This window comes from Anabaena sp. PCC 7938, assembly GCF_049315035.1.
In the GTDB taxonomy this organism is placed as follows: domain Bacteria; phylum Cyanobacteriota; class Cyanobacteriia; order Cyanobacteriales; family Nostocaceae; genus Anabaena; species Anabaena cylindrica.
In genome coordinates this window covers 76,671-92,635 of record NZ_CP186039.1, presented here as the reverse complement: position 1 = coordinate 92,635, position 15,965 = coordinate 76,671, and the positions used below count along the sequence as shown (strand labels likewise).

General features: G+C 39.1%; 10 protein-coding genes. 7 read left to right on the top strand and 3 right to left on the bottom strand.

The window, feature by feature from the left end:
• Positions 1-349 precede the first annotated feature (349 nt).
• On the bottom strand, positions 350-958 hold the full coding sequence (locus ACOWPH_RS30375) for a hypothetical protein (RefSeq protein WP_015217610.1): 609 nt from the start codon (positions 956-958) through the stop codon (positions 350-352).
• A 297-nt stretch (positions 959-1,255) separates the two neighbouring features.
• On the opposite strand from ACOWPH_RS30375, the gene ACOWPH_RS30370 reads away from it, so the two are divergent.
• Complete coding sequence (locus ACOWPH_RS30370) at positions 1,256-4,627, top strand: RNA dependent RNA polymerase (protein WP_015217609.1); 3,372 nt, start codon at positions 1,256-1,258, stop codon at positions 4,625-4,627.
• A gap of 258 nt (positions 4,628-4,885) precedes the next feature.
• Positions 4,886-5,419, top strand: coding sequence for a hypothetical protein (locus tag ACOWPH_RS30365; RefSeq protein WP_015217608.1), 534 nt, complete (start codon positions 4,886-4,888; stop codon positions 5,417-5,419).
• 191 nt (positions 5,420-5,610) lie between these two features.
• Here ACOWPH_RS30365 and ACOWPH_RS30360 read toward each other — a convergent pair whose 3' ends face one another.
• Both ACOWPH_RS30360 and ACOWPH_RS30355 read right to left on the bottom strand, forming a co-directional pair.
• Complete coding sequence (locus ACOWPH_RS30360) at positions 5,611-5,967, bottom strand: hypothetical protein (RefSeq protein ID WP_422665769.1); 357 nt, start codon at positions 5,965-5,967, stop codon at positions 5,611-5,613.
• A complete protein-coding gene (locus tag ACOWPH_RS30355) occupies positions 5,964-6,506 on the bottom strand; it encodes a hypothetical protein (RefSeq protein ID WP_015217606.1) in 543 nt (180 codons plus the stop codon). The genes ACOWPH_RS30360 and ACOWPH_RS30355 overlap by 4 nt, the downstream gene beginning before the upstream one ends.
• A 626-nt stretch (positions 6,507-7,132) precedes the next feature.
• Here ACOWPH_RS30355 and ACOWPH_RS30350 point away from each other — a divergent pair.
• From ACOWPH_RS30350 to ACOWPH_RS30330, 5 genes are all read left to right on the top strand, one after another.
• Positions 7,133-9,271 carry a hypothetical protein gene (locus ACOWPH_RS30350; protein WP_015217604.1) on the top strand — a complete coding sequence of 713 codons (2,139 nt, stop codon included), beginning with the start codon at positions 7,133-7,135 and terminating at the stop codon, positions 9,269-9,271.
• A 194-nt stretch (positions 9,272-9,465) separates the two neighbouring features.
• Complete coding sequence (locus ACOWPH_RS30345; RefSeq protein WP_015217603.1) at positions 9,466-10,089, top strand: hypothetical protein; 624 nt, start codon at positions 9,466-9,468, stop codon at positions 10,087-10,089.
• A 259-nt stretch (positions 10,090-10,348) separates the two neighbouring features.
• Positions 10,349-13,585, top strand: coding sequence for a hypothetical protein (locus ACOWPH_RS30340; RefSeq protein ID WP_015217602.1), 3,237 nt, complete (start codon positions 10,349-10,351; stop codon positions 13,583-13,585).
• Between the two features lie 62 nt (positions 13,586-13,647).
• Positions 13,648-14,448 carry a hypothetical protein gene (locus ACOWPH_RS30335; protein ID WP_015217601.1) on the top strand — a complete coding sequence of 267 codons (801 nt, stop codon included), beginning with the start codon at positions 13,648-13,650 and terminating at the stop codon, positions 14,446-14,448.
• Positions 14,449-14,684: 236 nt separating this feature from the next.
• The gene (locus tag ACOWPH_RS30330; RefSeq protein ID WP_015217600.1) at positions 14,685-15,800 is read left to right on the top strand and encodes a hypothetical protein; all 1,116 of its coding nucleotides are present in this window, start codon (positions 14,685-14,687) and stop codon (positions 15,798-15,800) included.
• The last annotated feature ends 165 nt before the right edge of the window (positions 15,801-15,965 follow it).

The window sequence follows — 15,965 nt, the reverse complement described above, 5'->3', positions numbered from 1 at the left end:
GGCTAGATGTCCAGGATGAATCTGTTGTTTATGATTGCGGCTACTTTTTGGTACAGGCGTTTCTACCCACAGATAAAATGACCCTGACTGAATAAAGTCGGTTTCTGTGTGAGGTATCCAAGTGCCATGAACGATTTTCATAGCTTTATTTCCATCATTTATAAAGATAAACTTTAATATTTAGCATACATGGATTTGGTGACAATATAACAACCAAAAATTACAATTTGTATATTTATAGAAGATGAGTATCAAAAACGGTTGTTTCCAAACAACGATATTTAGCGATTAGATATTGCTTTGTCATAACGAAAATTTTTAACGCTAACAGAATTTAATTAGACGCTAATTATTGTGGCAATGGATGATATAAATCATCTTCTGGGTGGTATTCCCAACCTATACTTCTGGGATCTCTGTTTCTTGTCCAGCTAATAAATTCTTTAGTGGTTAATTTTTCTCTTTCGGCAGATAGAGAAGATGCAGTCAAGCCTAAACGCTGTGCTAAATTTTGGGCGGGAAAGGGTTGAATTGTTACTTCTTGCTGTTGGTATGGGTAAGATGATCGACGAGGTTTTTGGGAACCACCATATTTACCAGCAAGTAACGCTTGTTCTAAAATATCTAGTCGCCTAGCTAATGTTTCCAGATTCTGTTCTAAGTTACTCAACCGCTTTGAGTCTTGCCCTGCTTTGATTTCTACACTGCTCTCTGTACGGGCTTCTATATTGTTAGTCAACTTCTGTAATTCGGTTTCGAGTTGGTGTAGACGATTTTCTAGATTATTTTCTATACGTTCACCTGTCTGCTCTTGAGTTAAATTAAGAACATAGTCTAGTCCCTGGATAACTAAATCTGTGGCTGTGGTTTCGAGTTCTCTGGCTTTAGCCCTCAGCGCATTAACTAAAGGCTTTGGCAGTTTAAAGTTTATTGATTCGCGTTCGATTTTTCTCGTCATCTCGCACCTTCCAGGAGACACCTACTACACCCGTCAAAATTAGTGGCGAGTAGATATTAAGTCTACACTATCTTATGTACTTAGGTATAGATAGTTTAGGACAGCAAATAGGCTATTGAAGGAGGCAAGAGGCAGTCTTGCTTTTCCTCCTGCCCTCTGCTTCCTGCCTTCTTTGATAAACAATTTTGGACGTGTATAAAATATCCACTTGGATGATTTCACTGGGTGTAATTCCATGCCAGGATAAATATTAGAATCTCAAGCTTGCTAGATCAGCTATCTAATAGATTACTGGTAATGGATTTAACTACTAAAGTCATAGAAGGTTCTGGACTGAGTATACCTATCTTTGATGGGTCGTACAACAATGGCAAGGGCAGATATTTATCTGAACCAGAAATTATCAAAAATTCCCTATTAGCACAAATATTTGAACCATCAGAATTGCCATCTCTCCTCCTGGTGAAAATTGACAGTAAAAATCCAGATGCCAACCATTTAAGACAAAGAACATTTACAGACGGAATTAAACGTAAATTAGCCTTTAGTTCAGGCGATAATTATTACTTCGCTGATGATGCACTGCGGAAAAAAATTAATCGGTTATTTACTACCGAACCCGATACCGCTTGTCGTTATGGTTCATTATTAGTTAGTAATTGCTACAAAGGTTCAGAAACATTTACAAACTTACGAGTCAAAATCGTAGATTTTACAGACCCACAATATGCTGATGACAAAACCGGAGACTGTCACGGCAAGATTTCACCGCGACTAGCCAAACAACTGGGAGGAGAAAGCAACTGTCCACTGCAATTTCGATTTGCGTGGATGAAATGTTGGGCTGAAACTGATAACTCGCAAACTCCAAAAACCAGCTTTTTAGCGAAAGGAACTTTTTTACCAGATGCTAAATTAACAGATGCCGAGGGTTACGATATTATTATAGATCGTTCCTCAATTAAAGGCATCAAAAAATCTCAACTTCAAGACTTAATCCCTTGTGGTGAATATCAACTTCCCCAAGCAGTAATAGGTAATCGTGGTAATGCCAAAGCCACCAGTTACGATAATAGTTGGCAGTTTACCATCTGGTACTCAGAAGCAGCAGTTCAACAAGATTTAAGTCAAGCAACTGAGGCAAAAGCTCAGGAATTAGCCAAGTTACAAAGTAATCCCTTGATGTTGGCAAAATACATCATTCAACAATATGATAAACAACAATCGCAACAAGAACAAACAGAAGAAACTGTTAACGGAATAGATGATAATACTAACAATCAAGTACAGGAATCTCGCTGGATTTCTCTACTCCGCAGCGATAAATATGGTCAATTAATTGAAACACCAAAATTTCGCAAATTTGCTACTGATTATATAGCCAATCAATGGCGTGACTTAGCGATTAAAAGTGGATACAGCCATAATTCAGGTATGGCCATGCCATGCGACACTTTACCACGAGGGACAATTTGTGTCCCCCATCTACCAGAAGGAGATGTGATTCTCACCCGTTACCCTATTGTCAACTCAGACAATATTCGTCTTTACAGCAATGTCCATGATCCAGAATTAAAGAAAACTCGCAATGTAGTTTGGATTCACCCCAAAGATGCTGAGGAATATCACCAAGCCGACTTTGACGGCGACCAATTAATGGTTAGTCCTGCCAATAAACTGCCGAATATTGCCAAAGAAACACTCCGCGCAGGTGAACCCGGACATTTTAAACCAGTTAAACAACGTCCGAAGTTGGCATATACGGAAATTACAGATGAAGAGGGCAATTTAAAATACCGTGATTTATCGCAAATTGCCGCTGCCAGCAGTCAAAATAAAGTAGGTCTAGTAGCGACAAACATTGGGCGTGTCCAGTCCTCAACGCCGCGTGAAGGTGAAAATACTGAACGATTTGTCAGACGACAAAGGAAGCTGCTAAATCGTCTTTTTCAGGCACTGCAAGTAGAAGTAGATTCACCCAAAAGTGCTGAAAGATTAGAAGACATCAAAGAAATTGATGGTGCGAATTTATTAGCAGATGCTAAAAAATGGTCAGAATCCCATCCCAGTTACTTCTTTGATTTTAAAAAAGATGACCGACTTTATCGTTCCTTTGCTATGCCAGCAGATGCCCCAGGAGCAATAAATGTTATTGCCAGAGAAGTAGTAAATCCCTTGTGGGAACCAACTCGTATCCGTAGCAGAGATAGACATGAATTTCGTTATTTGTTTCCCAAAGAAACCTTATCTGTAGATGCTTTAGAATGGGCAGAAGAATTAAAAACCAGGTTTCAACAATCGAGAGATGAAATTAAAGAACGGGTGGGAGATGATAGAGAAGCATTTAATGAAGAATTGGGCAAACTTTACGATAGTTATAGAGCCGAAATAGATGAGTTATTCACCACTTCAGAAGATAGATTTGAGGGTGCAGCAGCACTGTGGCACACCCAACACACCCGTCCAGAATTAGACCGACATCGTAAGGAATGTTTACAGTTGGCAGCACAGATGGAAATTACGTTTTCGTTTGAGCATAATTATGAAATGCCTAGTGCAGCATTACCACAAGATACTTATGTTTTGACTGTTCCGTTTGGGAAAGATGCGATTAAATGGAAGGAATCTTTAGAAGACAAGGGAATTACATTTGATGCCACTATTCATCCGCAATTACCTGTGATTGAATTTGCTTTTAAAGATTTATCACCTAAAGTAGCGGAAAAATTAGCAGCTAAATTTGGTGACAACATTTACGATTCAGATGAACTGAATATCCCCAAAGATTTGCGAATTATTGCTCCCGTAGATCATAGTTGGGCAACATCACGTCAGGATGCGGGTGTAGGGGCTTTGGCATATAATTTATTTACAGAAGAAGTATGTCAACAGCTTCAGGATTTTCAGTTTGCAGAAATTAAAGTGTTGGGAATTAAATACAATGATTTTGCTGATGAAAACTTTGCCAGTCAGCAATGGAGAAAACGGAGTGTGACTCTAGAAGTAGGAGTTTTTGAATTACCAGAATCACACCCAGATTTTTATCGTTATAACGGGACACCAATATTACAAATTGATGGTCAGAATTTAGGAACTTTTGCACCTGATAGTCCAAAGTTGCCTGTTGGAACTACATTTGCAGCTACGTTGAAACCGGAAGGTTCTAGTATTATCCTCAAGGTTAATGCTGATTCGATAGAGTTACCAGAGGTGACATTAGTGGAATCAGAACCAAAGTTAAATAATGCTGGGGAATTGCGGGCTATTCACCGGGAATTTTGGCGGCAGGAAATGTTTGATAATTTGGTAGAAGCGATTGGTATTACCTATGAACAGCGACAAACCAATCAATCTGAAAGTAAGGAAATTGAGCAATTCAAAATTGGTGGACAGTGGACGGCTTATGTTCAGCGTAGTGGTGATTTTATTGTGCGAAATGAGAATAAGCGAACGATTTGTAGAGGGAATATTCATACGGGTGAGGAGATATTTCCACTGTCAGAAGCAGCCGCAAGTGAGTTAGAAGAGATGATTTTAGAGAGGGAGCGATTATCAGCAAATATATCCTTTGAGAAGTCGCTATACTCAACCCAGGCATCGCTAAATCATAAACAGGAAATATCAAATAATAGAAACCAGAGTCGAAGTCAAAATATAGAATTGAACTGATAAAGTTGGTACAGGTTGTACAGAAGCGGTAGTAAATCTTGTCTATTACACGTAAGGATTATCAACTATTAATGATACTATTTTAGTCTGTTATCACAGTCATTTTCACCAAAAAGCAGTAACAAGTGCAACTGTAAGTTCAGCTGATTCGTCGTGAGGATAGCACTTTTGTAAATGCGTATTTAGTGGAACTAGCACTTTGGTTTATTTTGAGTACGGTGTATGGCATTCTTATAACAAAAGCAGTGAGGGTAAGTAATGAGTCAGCAAGAATCTAATTATATTTCGTTCACCTCTAACCAAGAATTAGCAACCCCGATGGATTTATTTCTGAAGGAAGAATGGTTAAGAAAAAGTATCCAAGTTGAGGAAGAAGTAAGTGGTAATCTTGGTGCTGGTTTAGATTGGGGTTCTAGTTTTGATAAACTGTTGCTGAATTCTGAATTGTTTTATCGCTTAAAAACTTTGCGGATTTCGTTGAATCGAGAAGTGCGTTTGTTACTCAAAGATTGGAATTTAGGAACTGCGACTTCTACAGCATCTGCTACCGTCAGAGAGAAGTTGCTGAAAAGATTCAGGCTACCTCCACCTAATGTTAAAGAACATATTCAAGCTGTGTTGCAGAGGGATGAACTTTTTGGTGAAGAGTTTATTTCTAATCATCAGGTGTTACGCGAACTGCTTGGAGTAATGTTGACGCAGGAAGATTGGGAAATGATTGCTTCAGTAGCAGCGGATGTGTTAAAGCAGCAAATTATAAATCAAGTTCTAATTCACAAAATTTCAGCATAGTGATACAGCAGACGACAAGTTAATGAAGTATAAACTGACAATAAAAACATAGCATACGTCAAGCTGTGATATCAAACTGATTTCACTTTTAAATTAGGCTGTATTAGTTTGACATTATCGCTTAGAATCAAAATAAAAGTGAGGTTTTTTATTCAAGCTAATTTTAGCTAAGAATCTGAAGTTTAGCTTCATCAAATACCAAACCACGACGGGCGAAAATATTTATGAATATTGATTTGCACAAATAAATCCTTGAGTTCTTCTGCGATTTCAGTTGGCGGATTTCCTGATAAAGCAATTGCAATTAAATGTTCTGCACTGTGAATTTCTCCACAGTCAATCGCTAAGGTTGCGGCACTACGATACAATATGGAACGGGTTGGTTCTGCTGCCAAATCACCTGCTATTAATTCTGCGGCTAATCGTTCTTTTTCAAAAGCTTGTCGGGATAATTGAGAAGCTAAATCCGAGTGATTTTTAAGTTTAGCAACTTGTGCCATTTCGGCTAAATCCATAGCTTGTTGATGTAACTCTTGAATCTGACTCATTTTTTGACTATGAACGCTAAAGGGTTACTAAATTCAACAACCACGATGTAAGCTGGGAGTGTGCCATCTGTGGGGCTGACTTGCTCAAGTTTCTGTTTAATTCTAGCTTTTATTCGGCTGTCGTCGCCTTTACGGATGCCAGAAACTTCCAACCGCACTGCATTTTGAAATGGTAGTTCATTGTTATCACCTTTTTTACCTAACCAGTAATCAAATCCTGTTCCTCTGCGAGAGCGTTCGATAACTGTATAGTCCGTAAGTTCTTGTATAATTAAAAAAGCAATTCCATAAGCTGCCTGTTCTGTAGTATATTCGCTATCGTTCCAACAACGCAGCATTTGGTCTGTTACCTCTTGCCAATATAGTTGAAAGACAGCGGTAAACTCTCCTTTGACTGTGAGTTCTATCCCCTGAATATAACCTTGACTGTTTAAACAAACAGCACAGGCTTCTGCTAGTGTTGCACCAAAAGCTGGAGTGATAGCAGGTAATCCCTTTTTAAGTTTAGTGATTACCAATTCTTTTGAGTTGGAATTCATTAATTAATATTTTAATCTTAATATCCTAAAGTAAAGTGCGATTGTTTCTTCTTTTAGTTTAGCTGTTTGAGTCGCAATTTTGGCTTTTCTTTCTGAGGAAAAATCTTTAGTAAAATTGCTAATTTTCTGATGTCCTGTCATATTAAACCCTGCCAACTAATTTCTTGAATATATTCTTCATATCTCTAATTTGTCAATTTTCATAACTCATAAAATTTGGCTCTTCGGTACTTGTTATGCCAAATATGAGTTTATTTACCCCACAACTCTTTATTTATAAGGTTTTTATGATTTTTGATGCCAAATTTACGTCAAATCAACCGATGAAGTTATTTCAAATCCTTATATGGCAATGGTTTTATGATTTGTCCAAATAATTTAGCATAGTAATTATGGAAGAACCTAAAACGTTTTGCTTATATTGAGGGACTTATTTGACAGGCGTAGCAATACCATCCTCTAAAGGCTACAACTACGCATTCGCTCCATGTGATGGTAGCCGATTGCTCAACCAGCAACTGTCAAAATTAGCCAGATGGACAAAAAATAAATAGCCAATAGGACTAGGACATCTTACACAAAGTCCTGTTAGCTTAAGTGCTAAGGCAATCAGAGTTGAGTACATAATGGCTACAAAAACGCTGACAAAACCGAAGCGACAACAAAGCTCTCAAAATCGCACCTGGGAAAACCTGACAGACCGCCGTAAACTCCGCCATATAGAAAACACACTCGATAAAGCGATAGCATCCTCAATTCAGAACGATTCTATCCAGTCCCACGAAGACTTTAAAGAGTGTGTAGAAAATTACAGCCAGGAATCAGGTAAAGCCCCCATAACCGTAGAACTCTGCGTAGGAGGAGACGATGATGACGAGATTAGAGGCTATCGCTTCTACCTCACCAGTGACCCTGGACACAGAACCAGTGGTAAATACCTGATTAAAAACCTGGAAGGAATTACCAACAAAGACGAAAACTACTTTACCCCTTCTAACATTGCGGAAATCTGCGGTTTTGCAGAAACAGAACTTGATGATTTAGATGATGAATTAAAAGATGACCTACTCGATTTAGATGAGGAAAACGAAGAAATAGATGATATTGAAGACGAACTAGACGACCTGTTAAACGACGATTTCAACAATGAACTAGATGACCCAGACGACTTAGATGAAGAAGACGAATTACCTCAGGGTCGTGTTAGTGTAGCCTCAACTAAACCTCAAGCCAAAACTGTAACTAAACCCCAAAGTAAGTCCCAGCCGAAAACACCAACTAAAACTCAAGATAAAATCCCAACTAATAAAACTGCTACCAAAAAATCCAAATCCCAAGAACCACTAGACGAAGCTTCCCGTTTAAGTGCCACAGCAGCCACCAATGGACGAGAAGTAAACGGGGTAAATTTGGGAGGATTAGCAGGACAATTAGCAACTTTGGGAATTGCTGTTGGACAAGGAGTTTTAGAACAACTAGCAGCCGAAGCTGATGAAAAGCGGCTAGAACGCATTCTCAAACAACTACAAAAACAGAATGACCGAGTAGATAACCTCACCAGTCGCTTACAGGAAATAAAACCTGATTTATATGAATTTCAAGACTCTATAAATTCACCAAATTCTTCAAATTTTCAAATTTCTCCAAATTCTCGAACTTCTTTAAATTCTCAAATTTCTTCAAATTCTCGGACTTCTTTAAATTCCCCAAATTCTCAAGTTGTATCTGAAGCATCCACAGCAGATAATCCAGTGGCTGTAGCGGCCATGAAAATCGGCTCTAAAGTAGACAAATTGAGTTCTCAATTAGATCCCAATAATCAGTCGCCACCTTTTGAGTTAGATCAAGATGCCAGCATTACAGAACAACTCCAGCAAATTGAAGATTACTTGCAAATTATCTCCAAGCGACTTGACCGTTTAGAAAAGGTAGTTAGTCGCTTAGAAAAGCAGATATCAGCACAACAAAACAGTTCTGTAATTGCATCAGAAACTACAGAAGAAACTATCCAATCTAACTCTACTAACCAACCAGAAAATGATGTTTTAGGACATCTGACAAAACGCCAAGCCCAACAACAACAAATTGCTTGTGCTAATGCTTTAGTTGAATTTGCTGATGTTGCCAGTGAGTTATTTGACGAAACTCCTGAAAATATTACCATTTCCAGTAACAAAACTTTAAAAGTGAAACAACAGGGTAAACAAACAGAGCAAACAGGGATATCTGCGGACGTAGCTATTGCCCTACAAAATACCCAAGGGGAAACACTTTTTGCGGGTACTTGCACTCAGGGACAGTGGGCGATAGCCCAAGATAATCTCACGGCTGATGAAAAAATTGGTATCTGCAAACTGCCACAGTCAAAAGAAGAATACGCTCTTAAAGCTACCACCCAGGCATTAATTCAAAAGTTTCAAGCACAACTGCCCCACAAATTTAACGGTGATGATAAACCAATATTTACCTGGGCTGAAAAAGGTAAAGCCAAGTACGACTTTGAAGTGGTGCAACTGCCTAATGAAAAACAGACACAGCTACTGCAAGGATTTAACCCCAATCGTCACAATGAACTAGTGCTTGATGCTGTTTTAGTACCAGGAGAACCCCCTGAAATTAGGCAATGCAGTATCCCTCTCCGAGAAATGGAAGCATTACTAGACAATCAGCAATCAACTCGTTCTCAACAAGCTGATCAAGATACCGCCAAACAACAGAAAAACAAAAGTAAAACCAAAGCTAACAAATCAGAAATGCAAATTTAGTTCAGCAGAATACATCCGTCAAAGCAGAGGACAAGGGGCAAGGTGCAGGGGGCGGAGGAGAAAATTCCATACATGAATGTAGGAGTTTGAAACAAGGGCGCATTATTTCTTGCGCTTCGAGTCTCAAAAGACAAGTTTTTATTCTGAGCGTAAAAGAATTGTTGAATCAGTTAAATTTTACCGAGAAAAGAAAGATGAATCACCCAAAATCTCCCAATTCTCAGTTTAAACTGCTGCCATCTGCCAAAGTTGCCACCAACTGGAAAAACCAGAAAATTAACCGCACCGACTTAATTTTTATTGTCATAGCTCTGGCGATGGGAATTTATTTGTTGGCGACTAAACCCATATTTATGACTATTTTGGGATGTGCCAGCATTATTTTCTTGAGTATGGAGTACGTAATCCGCACAGTACCAATTTTAGAACATTATTTAGGCAGAAAAATTCGCTTTTGGCATCTCGTTACTGCCATTATCGCTGTCACCGCTGTACTCGACACTTTTGCAACTCCAGCCCATGCCATTTTTTTAAGTGGATTAGAACAGTTTTTTGTCACTTTAGCCCAACAAAGTTCACAAGCAGGAGGTGGTACTAACACATTGGATGCCAACGTTGTTGGTTTAACATTTAACCTAATTAGAGGTGCATTCTTACTGCTGGTTGCTGCTGCTTCTTTATTTGCCTATAACCAAGCACAACAAGGTAATGATTGGCGGCCAATTGTGACTCAAGTTGGTTTAGCTTTTGCAATTGTCATTGCCATAGATGTAATCACTTTTATATTTATTGGCAATGGTACAGGAGGAGGTGTGTAAGGTACAGCAGCTAATTTTAAAAGTAAAAAGGCAGGAGTTAGGAGGCAGAGGGCAGGAGGTGGAAGTATCAATAAAAACTGTCTTTTCTGGGTCTAAAGCCGAGTTTTAAAAAGGAATTATACCGAGACGCGTAGCGCCAGGTATAAAGTGTCCTTACCTCAATCCCATTCTTTTAAGGGTGGGTTCCTCCAGCAAAACTGCCTTCGTCCTCCTGCCTCCTGAAACCTGTATCTGTGTTAATTGAAAATTATCATCAGTTATGGAAAATAATCCACGTAACGAATTTATCAAAGTTAATCAGATTTTAGGTAAACAAGCCAGCATTGGTCCAATACCAGCAGAGCAACTTGTCCCTTGGATTGCCATCATCATAGTTGCTTATATCATTACTAATGGGTTACTCAGCTTAGGAATGGGTTGGTTTTTCGCCACATCATTCTGGCTAATTGTCAGTTGGTGGATATTAACCGGCAACCAACCCCATCAATTTCTAGATAGATGGCGTAAACCACCCGGAAATGAATGGTATAACTGCAACAATATTTACATTTCCCCATTACCAGAAAACCGTCCTCCTTGGGTACGTCGTCGCTACAGTGACTCACAAATCAACATCCGAAATAAACCCCTAATTGTACCAAATCAGTATGGAGGTAAAAGTAGATTTATGCCCTTCCAAAATGAAGTCAATATCTGCTGTATTGCAGAAATTAAAAAGGATGATCGACAAGTTGCCGCCTTATTATTAGAACAAGGACAATCGCAATATCAACTAGTATTTGGTTTTCAGATTGCTGGACTGCACAACATCTTACATGAAAGTGAAGTTAGTGAATTTGCTCATGCTATTGAAGAGGGGATGAAAGATTTACCAATTGGAGAACGCATCACTTTTTGTACAGGCTGCTACAGTGATGATACCCAACGCCAAACCCAACTCAATGTTTTGGCAAATGATTGTCACCTCAAACCCATTTCTGTTCTCATTCGCAATGAACAACTGCGAGTAGAAGAATTGAAAAATGCAGGTACACGCCAACAATGGCAGCAAATAGCCTTTTGTACCTGGACAAGTGATCAACAAGGTAGTTCCCAGCAAAAAGATTTTGTCGGTGCTGTGATTGAAAAATGCCGTAATTTCGGCTCTTGGGTAGTAGAATCAATCACAGGCAATAAACGCATATACCAAGAAACATTCTTCAAAAAGCTATTACTGCAAGGCTTTCAACAGGGATTTATTCAATGGGAGGTATTACTAAATACGAAAATTTGCTTAGAAGTCACACCTTGTAGCGCAGGTGATTTATGGCAATGGTTGTGGAATAGATTTAATGAAGGTGCTGCACCTGCCATTCCCCAAGTTATCACCCTAGAAGAAACAGCCACAGGACTACAACTCACAGAAACTGTAACCACAGACAAACATATCTGCACCTTACTAATTGAAGGTACACAAGGGCGCTCTGCAAGTCCAGAACATCGCTCAGATCATGACCGAGTTTATCTCACAGGCAAGGGTAAAGTCTGCGGTGTAATGACAATGACAGACCCGCCACTGGGTTGGACAAATACCCAAGAACAACTCAAATGGGTATGGAAAATACTGTCTTCCAGTTATGTCCATGATACAGAAGCATGGGTGGAAATCAGTCGTGGTAATGACTTTTTAATTCAAGACAATTTAGCCCGTCAAGCAAAGCAGTCTAAAGTCGCCCGCACCGTAGCGATAACTAAAGGACAGGGGCGTGACATAGGTGCAGAAATTAAGCAGGAAGAATCTTTTGAAGCACAAAGGCGGTTGTATGAAGGTACAAAAGCTCTACATTGTGCGCCAGTCTTTTTAGTATACCGTCATAGTGCCGAGGAATTAACTCATGCTTGCAATCTACTGGCTAACAGTTTTGAAACCGCCAAGGTACTGAGAGAACGCAATATTGCTTGGGAAATATGGTTACAAACTTTACCTATCACCTGCAAACGCTTATTACATGATGGTAATTTGAGTGAGCGCCGCTTAACACTTGATACCCAGACAATTGCTGGATTGATGCCTTTGACCATTCCTAAAGATATTGATCAGCAAGGTGTAGAGTTTTTAACTAGTCGTGGTGGTAAACCCATTTACGTAGATTTGTTTCATCAACAAATTGGACGGGCTTTAATTACAGGTACTTCTGGCTCAGGCAAGAGTGTTTTAGGGTGGCGATTTGCCCAAGAAGCCTTAGTGAACAATATTCCCGTAGTTGGTATGGATATCTCAGCAGGTGGTAACAGCACTTTTAAAACAGCGATTGAATTACTGGGTGAACAAGGTGCATATTATGACATTTCTAGTGGTAGTAGTAATCTGCTAGAACCGCCGGATTTACGTAGGTTTGACAAGTCAGAACGGGAACGACGGATGGAATCTTGGAAGGACTTTATTCGTAAGGCTTTGGTAGCTATTTCTATGGGTAAAGTCGAAAATCCCCATTTAGCCCAAAGAGTTGATGCAATGCTAGTCAAAGCTTTGGATGTGTTTCTCAAAGACGCAGATATGATTGCTCGTTATAACCGTGCATTTGAGATGGGTTGGCTTTCAGCAGAATGGCAGGAAATCCCCACATTGCCAGATTTTATGAAGTTTTGTACGAGAGAACGTCTGAATTTGAGGTCTTTTGAAGAGATTGACCGACAAGCACTTAATCAAATTCAAAATCAGGTGAGTGCATTACTAGCGTCGAGGTTAGGGAAAGCGATCGCACGTCCGAGTACATTTTCTCCTGAACCAGCGATTAAATTCTTTGCTCTGAGTGGATTAACTAACGAACAAGATGCGTATTTGATGGCGATTAATGCCCATACTGCCTGTATCCGCAATGCTTTATCCCATCCCAAAAGTTTGTTTATTGGTGATGAGCTTTCAGTCCTTTTACGTAAAGATGGTTTTGCTCAAGTGATAGGAGAAACTTGTGCTACAGGACGTAAAGAAGGTATTGCTGTATTGCTACTATCTCAAGACCCAGACACTATTTGTGAGTGTTCAACTGGCGCTCAAATCATGCAAAACATGACTTATCGAATTACTGGACGTATTACCAGTACAGGGGTTACTTCTTTTCAACGTTATCTGGGTTATCCTGCTCATATCATTAGCCAAAATGCCACGGAAGCATTTTTGCCCCGGATCAGTGACCTTTATTCCTGTTGGTTAGTAGAAACAGGTGGTAGATTTTGGCGTAGTCGTTTTTACCCAGGGGAAATGATGTTGGCCAGTGTTGCTAATAACCAAAATGAGCGAGAAGCAAGAACACGGGTAATGGCACAGTATCCAAATACCCCTAAAAGTAGACTGTTAGGACTTAGAGCCTTTGCGAATGCGTATATTTCAGCTTTAAAGGAAAATAAAGGTTTTCAACATATTGGACAGGATGTATCTACTGTGCAACCTAATCAATTTCATTCTCAATCTAACTCTGATGAACAGGCTGAAAATCGACCTTTAATTGCTAGTTAACAAAGTCGTTTTCCTTCCTTGCCTCAAATTTTTGCTCTCCACAAGCTGAAGGAAGTTTGATTATGAAATTCAAATTCTTTTCGATTCAATTCATCAGCATGATATTATTTTTGAGTATTAGCTCAATCAATAAACCAGCTTTAGCTAATACTCAAGCTAACAATACAGCAAACAGCAATCAAGTTAACAGTAGCAATATTTTTGTAGAGAATACTGAAAATCAAATTAATGATTTTCTAGGAGATGTAAAAAACTTTGTCCAACAAGACTTGTTCAATCCCATAACAGATTTGATTAATTCGACAATTGGCGCATTCCAAATTCCCGATATTTCTAAATTGTGGAATCAGATTTTGGGAGGTTCAGCCAGTAAAAGCCCTGGAGCAATATTATCGGAAATCTTGGAAAATAAAACCAATGGTCAAAGGTCTTACGGTATTCGACAGGATATCGGCAAGGATACTACTAGAAATGTTGTAACTGAAATTGCTAATCAAGCAACTTTAGGAGATACAGCCCAAACTCAAATGGCTCAAATTAAGGAAGCTAATCGACAAGACACTCAAGCAATTGTCAATTTAGGTGAAGAGTCTCAAAGCTTGGATGTTACCCAGCAAATTTTACAAAACTTGTCTCAACAAACAGCACTCAATAGTCAAATCAATGAACGAATATTTCAAGAAGCACAGCAAGCAAGAATTGACCGTGCCTTAAACAATACTTTGTTTACTCAAACTGCTAAAGAACTAGCAGCTATTAACACTGCTGACCGACGTAAAAGTATAGCTGCTGGTAATGCCATGACTCAACAAGCTGGATTACTAATGATGCCTGGTGGTGTAACTTTGGGTGACGAACAGTAAATTTCAATTTCCTATTGTGGTTAAAAGTTTGCGTCAGAATAATTCGTAATTGATAATAATGCCTCCGGCAGGCTACCGCCTACGTAATTGCAATCAGTGGAGGCTTGAACCTACCACTGATTGTAGACCACTAAATCTTTGATTTAGTGGGGGCTTGTACCCTCTTTAATTACGAATTATGAATTACGAATTAGTAATTATTTAGTCATTTTTAGTTTTCAAAGCTGGTAATTAATATGATATACCTAATTGCTCAATCACTTCCAGCTACTGGCGGAGAATCTCAAGCTTTAGATATTGTCTCCAGTGCCTTAGAACTATCTCGTGCCACCGTTGAATCTTGGAATTTAGTTTGGCAAGTTACCTTAGATCCTTCATCTATTTTATGGTACGGCTTAGTTGATTTAGGTATCACCTTGGGAGCAGCTAGTATTTTATTTGTGGCACTAACAACAGGCAAGGAAATTATTGAGAAACAATCTTGGTCAGAATTAGCAGCTATCTTTGTTTGGCCACTTGTAATTATGATATTTCTTGGTAGTAATGGTAATTTCCTAGCTAAAACTATTTTTTTTATCCGAGGCTTTGCTTATAGCCAAGTGCAAAATGTGCTGAAAATTCAAGTTAGTGAATTAACTTTCAAGTCGGCGATTACTAATGTTACTATTAGTAGTATTGCTAGACAACAATTAGAAAATCTTTACAGTGAATGTCAGGGACAAGTTGGAGAGGAGTTAATTGAATGCTGGGATTCAAAACGAGAACAAGCCGAAGCTATTATTACCGCAGCTGAAGAGAAAGCCGAATCTCCACTTCAACCACTCAAAGATTTTGCTCAATTCCTTTGGAATCGCACATTGCCTGGTCAAATTGGTACTACTATTCAATTTGTCAATGACCCAGGTAGTGTATTTCGAGATACGGCTATTCCCATTATTCGCTTAATTCTTTATGCCCTACAATGGGGATTTGTCAACATTTTAGAAGCAGCATTATTACTAACTGCTTTATTTGCACCTATTGCTGTTGGTTTATCACTTTTACCATTGCAAGGTCGTCCTATTTGGGCATGGTTAACTGGGTTTATTTCTCTATTTGGTGTCCAACTGGGATACAACATTTTAGTAGGTCTAACAGCCGTTGTCTTGGTCAAATCAGGTGCAGCATTAGCATCTGATGTCGCATTCATGTTTTTCCTAAGTATCTTTGCACCAATTTTAGCGGTATTGATAGCGGGAGGTGGAGGAATGGCAATTTATAACGGTATTTCTGCCAACGTCAAAGGCTTTGTTGATATCTTTAGTAGTGCTATTGGTACTGCAACTAGCGTTGCTTTGCTCCGCAGGGGGTGATTCTAATTAGGGACTTCCAACTAAAAAAATATCCAATCGTGTTTAAGGCAGGGGGCAGGGAGCGGGGAGCAGGGGAGGACAGTCGTTTTGAAACAGTAAAATTGGATAATTTATTTTCTGGAGTTCCCTTAATTGAAAACATCAATAATTGAGTTGAGTTCAATT

What these genes read in the sequence shown, in the direction of transcription:
- ACOWPH_RS30375 (WP_015217610.1), bottom strand. Translation starts at nt 958, where the DNA reads ATGACGAGAAAAATCGAACGCGAATCAATAAACTTTAAACTGCCAAAG.
- ACOWPH_RS30345 (WP_015217603.1), top strand. Translation starts at nt 9,466, where the DNA reads ATGAATCACCCAAAATCTCCCAATTCTCAGTTTAAACTGCTGCCATCT.
- ACOWPH_RS30330 (WP_015217600.1), top strand. Translation starts at nt 14,685, where the DNA reads ATGATATACCTAATTGCTCAATCACTTCCAGCTACTGGCGGAGAATCT.
- ACOWPH_RS30335 (WP_015217601.1), top strand. Translation starts at nt 13,648, where the DNA reads ATGAAATTCAAATTCTTTTCGATTCAATTCATCAGCATGATATTATTT.
- ACOWPH_RS30365 (WP_015217608.1), top strand. Translation starts at nt 4,886, where the DNA reads ATGAGTCAGCAAGAATCTAATTATATTTCGTTCACCTCTAACCAAGAA.
- ACOWPH_RS30370 (WP_015217609.1), top strand. Translation starts at nt 1,256, where the DNA reads ATGGATTTAACTACTAAAGTCATAGAAGGTTCTGGACTGAGTATACCT.
- ACOWPH_RS30340 (WP_015217602.1), top strand. Translation starts at nt 10,349, where the DNA reads ATGGAAAATAATCCACGTAACGAATTTATCAAAGTTAATCAGATTTTA.
- ACOWPH_RS30350 (WP_015217604.1), top strand. Translation starts at nt 7,133, where the DNA reads ATGGCTACAAAAACGCTGACAAAACCGAAGCGACAACAAAGCTCTCAA.
- ACOWPH_RS30360 (WP_422665769.1), bottom strand. Translation starts at nt 5,967, where the DNA reads ATGAGTCAGATTCAAGAGTTACATCAACAAGCTATGGATTTAGCCGAA.
- ACOWPH_RS30355 (WP_015217606.1), bottom strand. Translation starts at nt 6,506, where the DNA reads ATGAATTCCAACTCAAAAGAATTGGTAATCACTAAACTTAAAAAGGGA.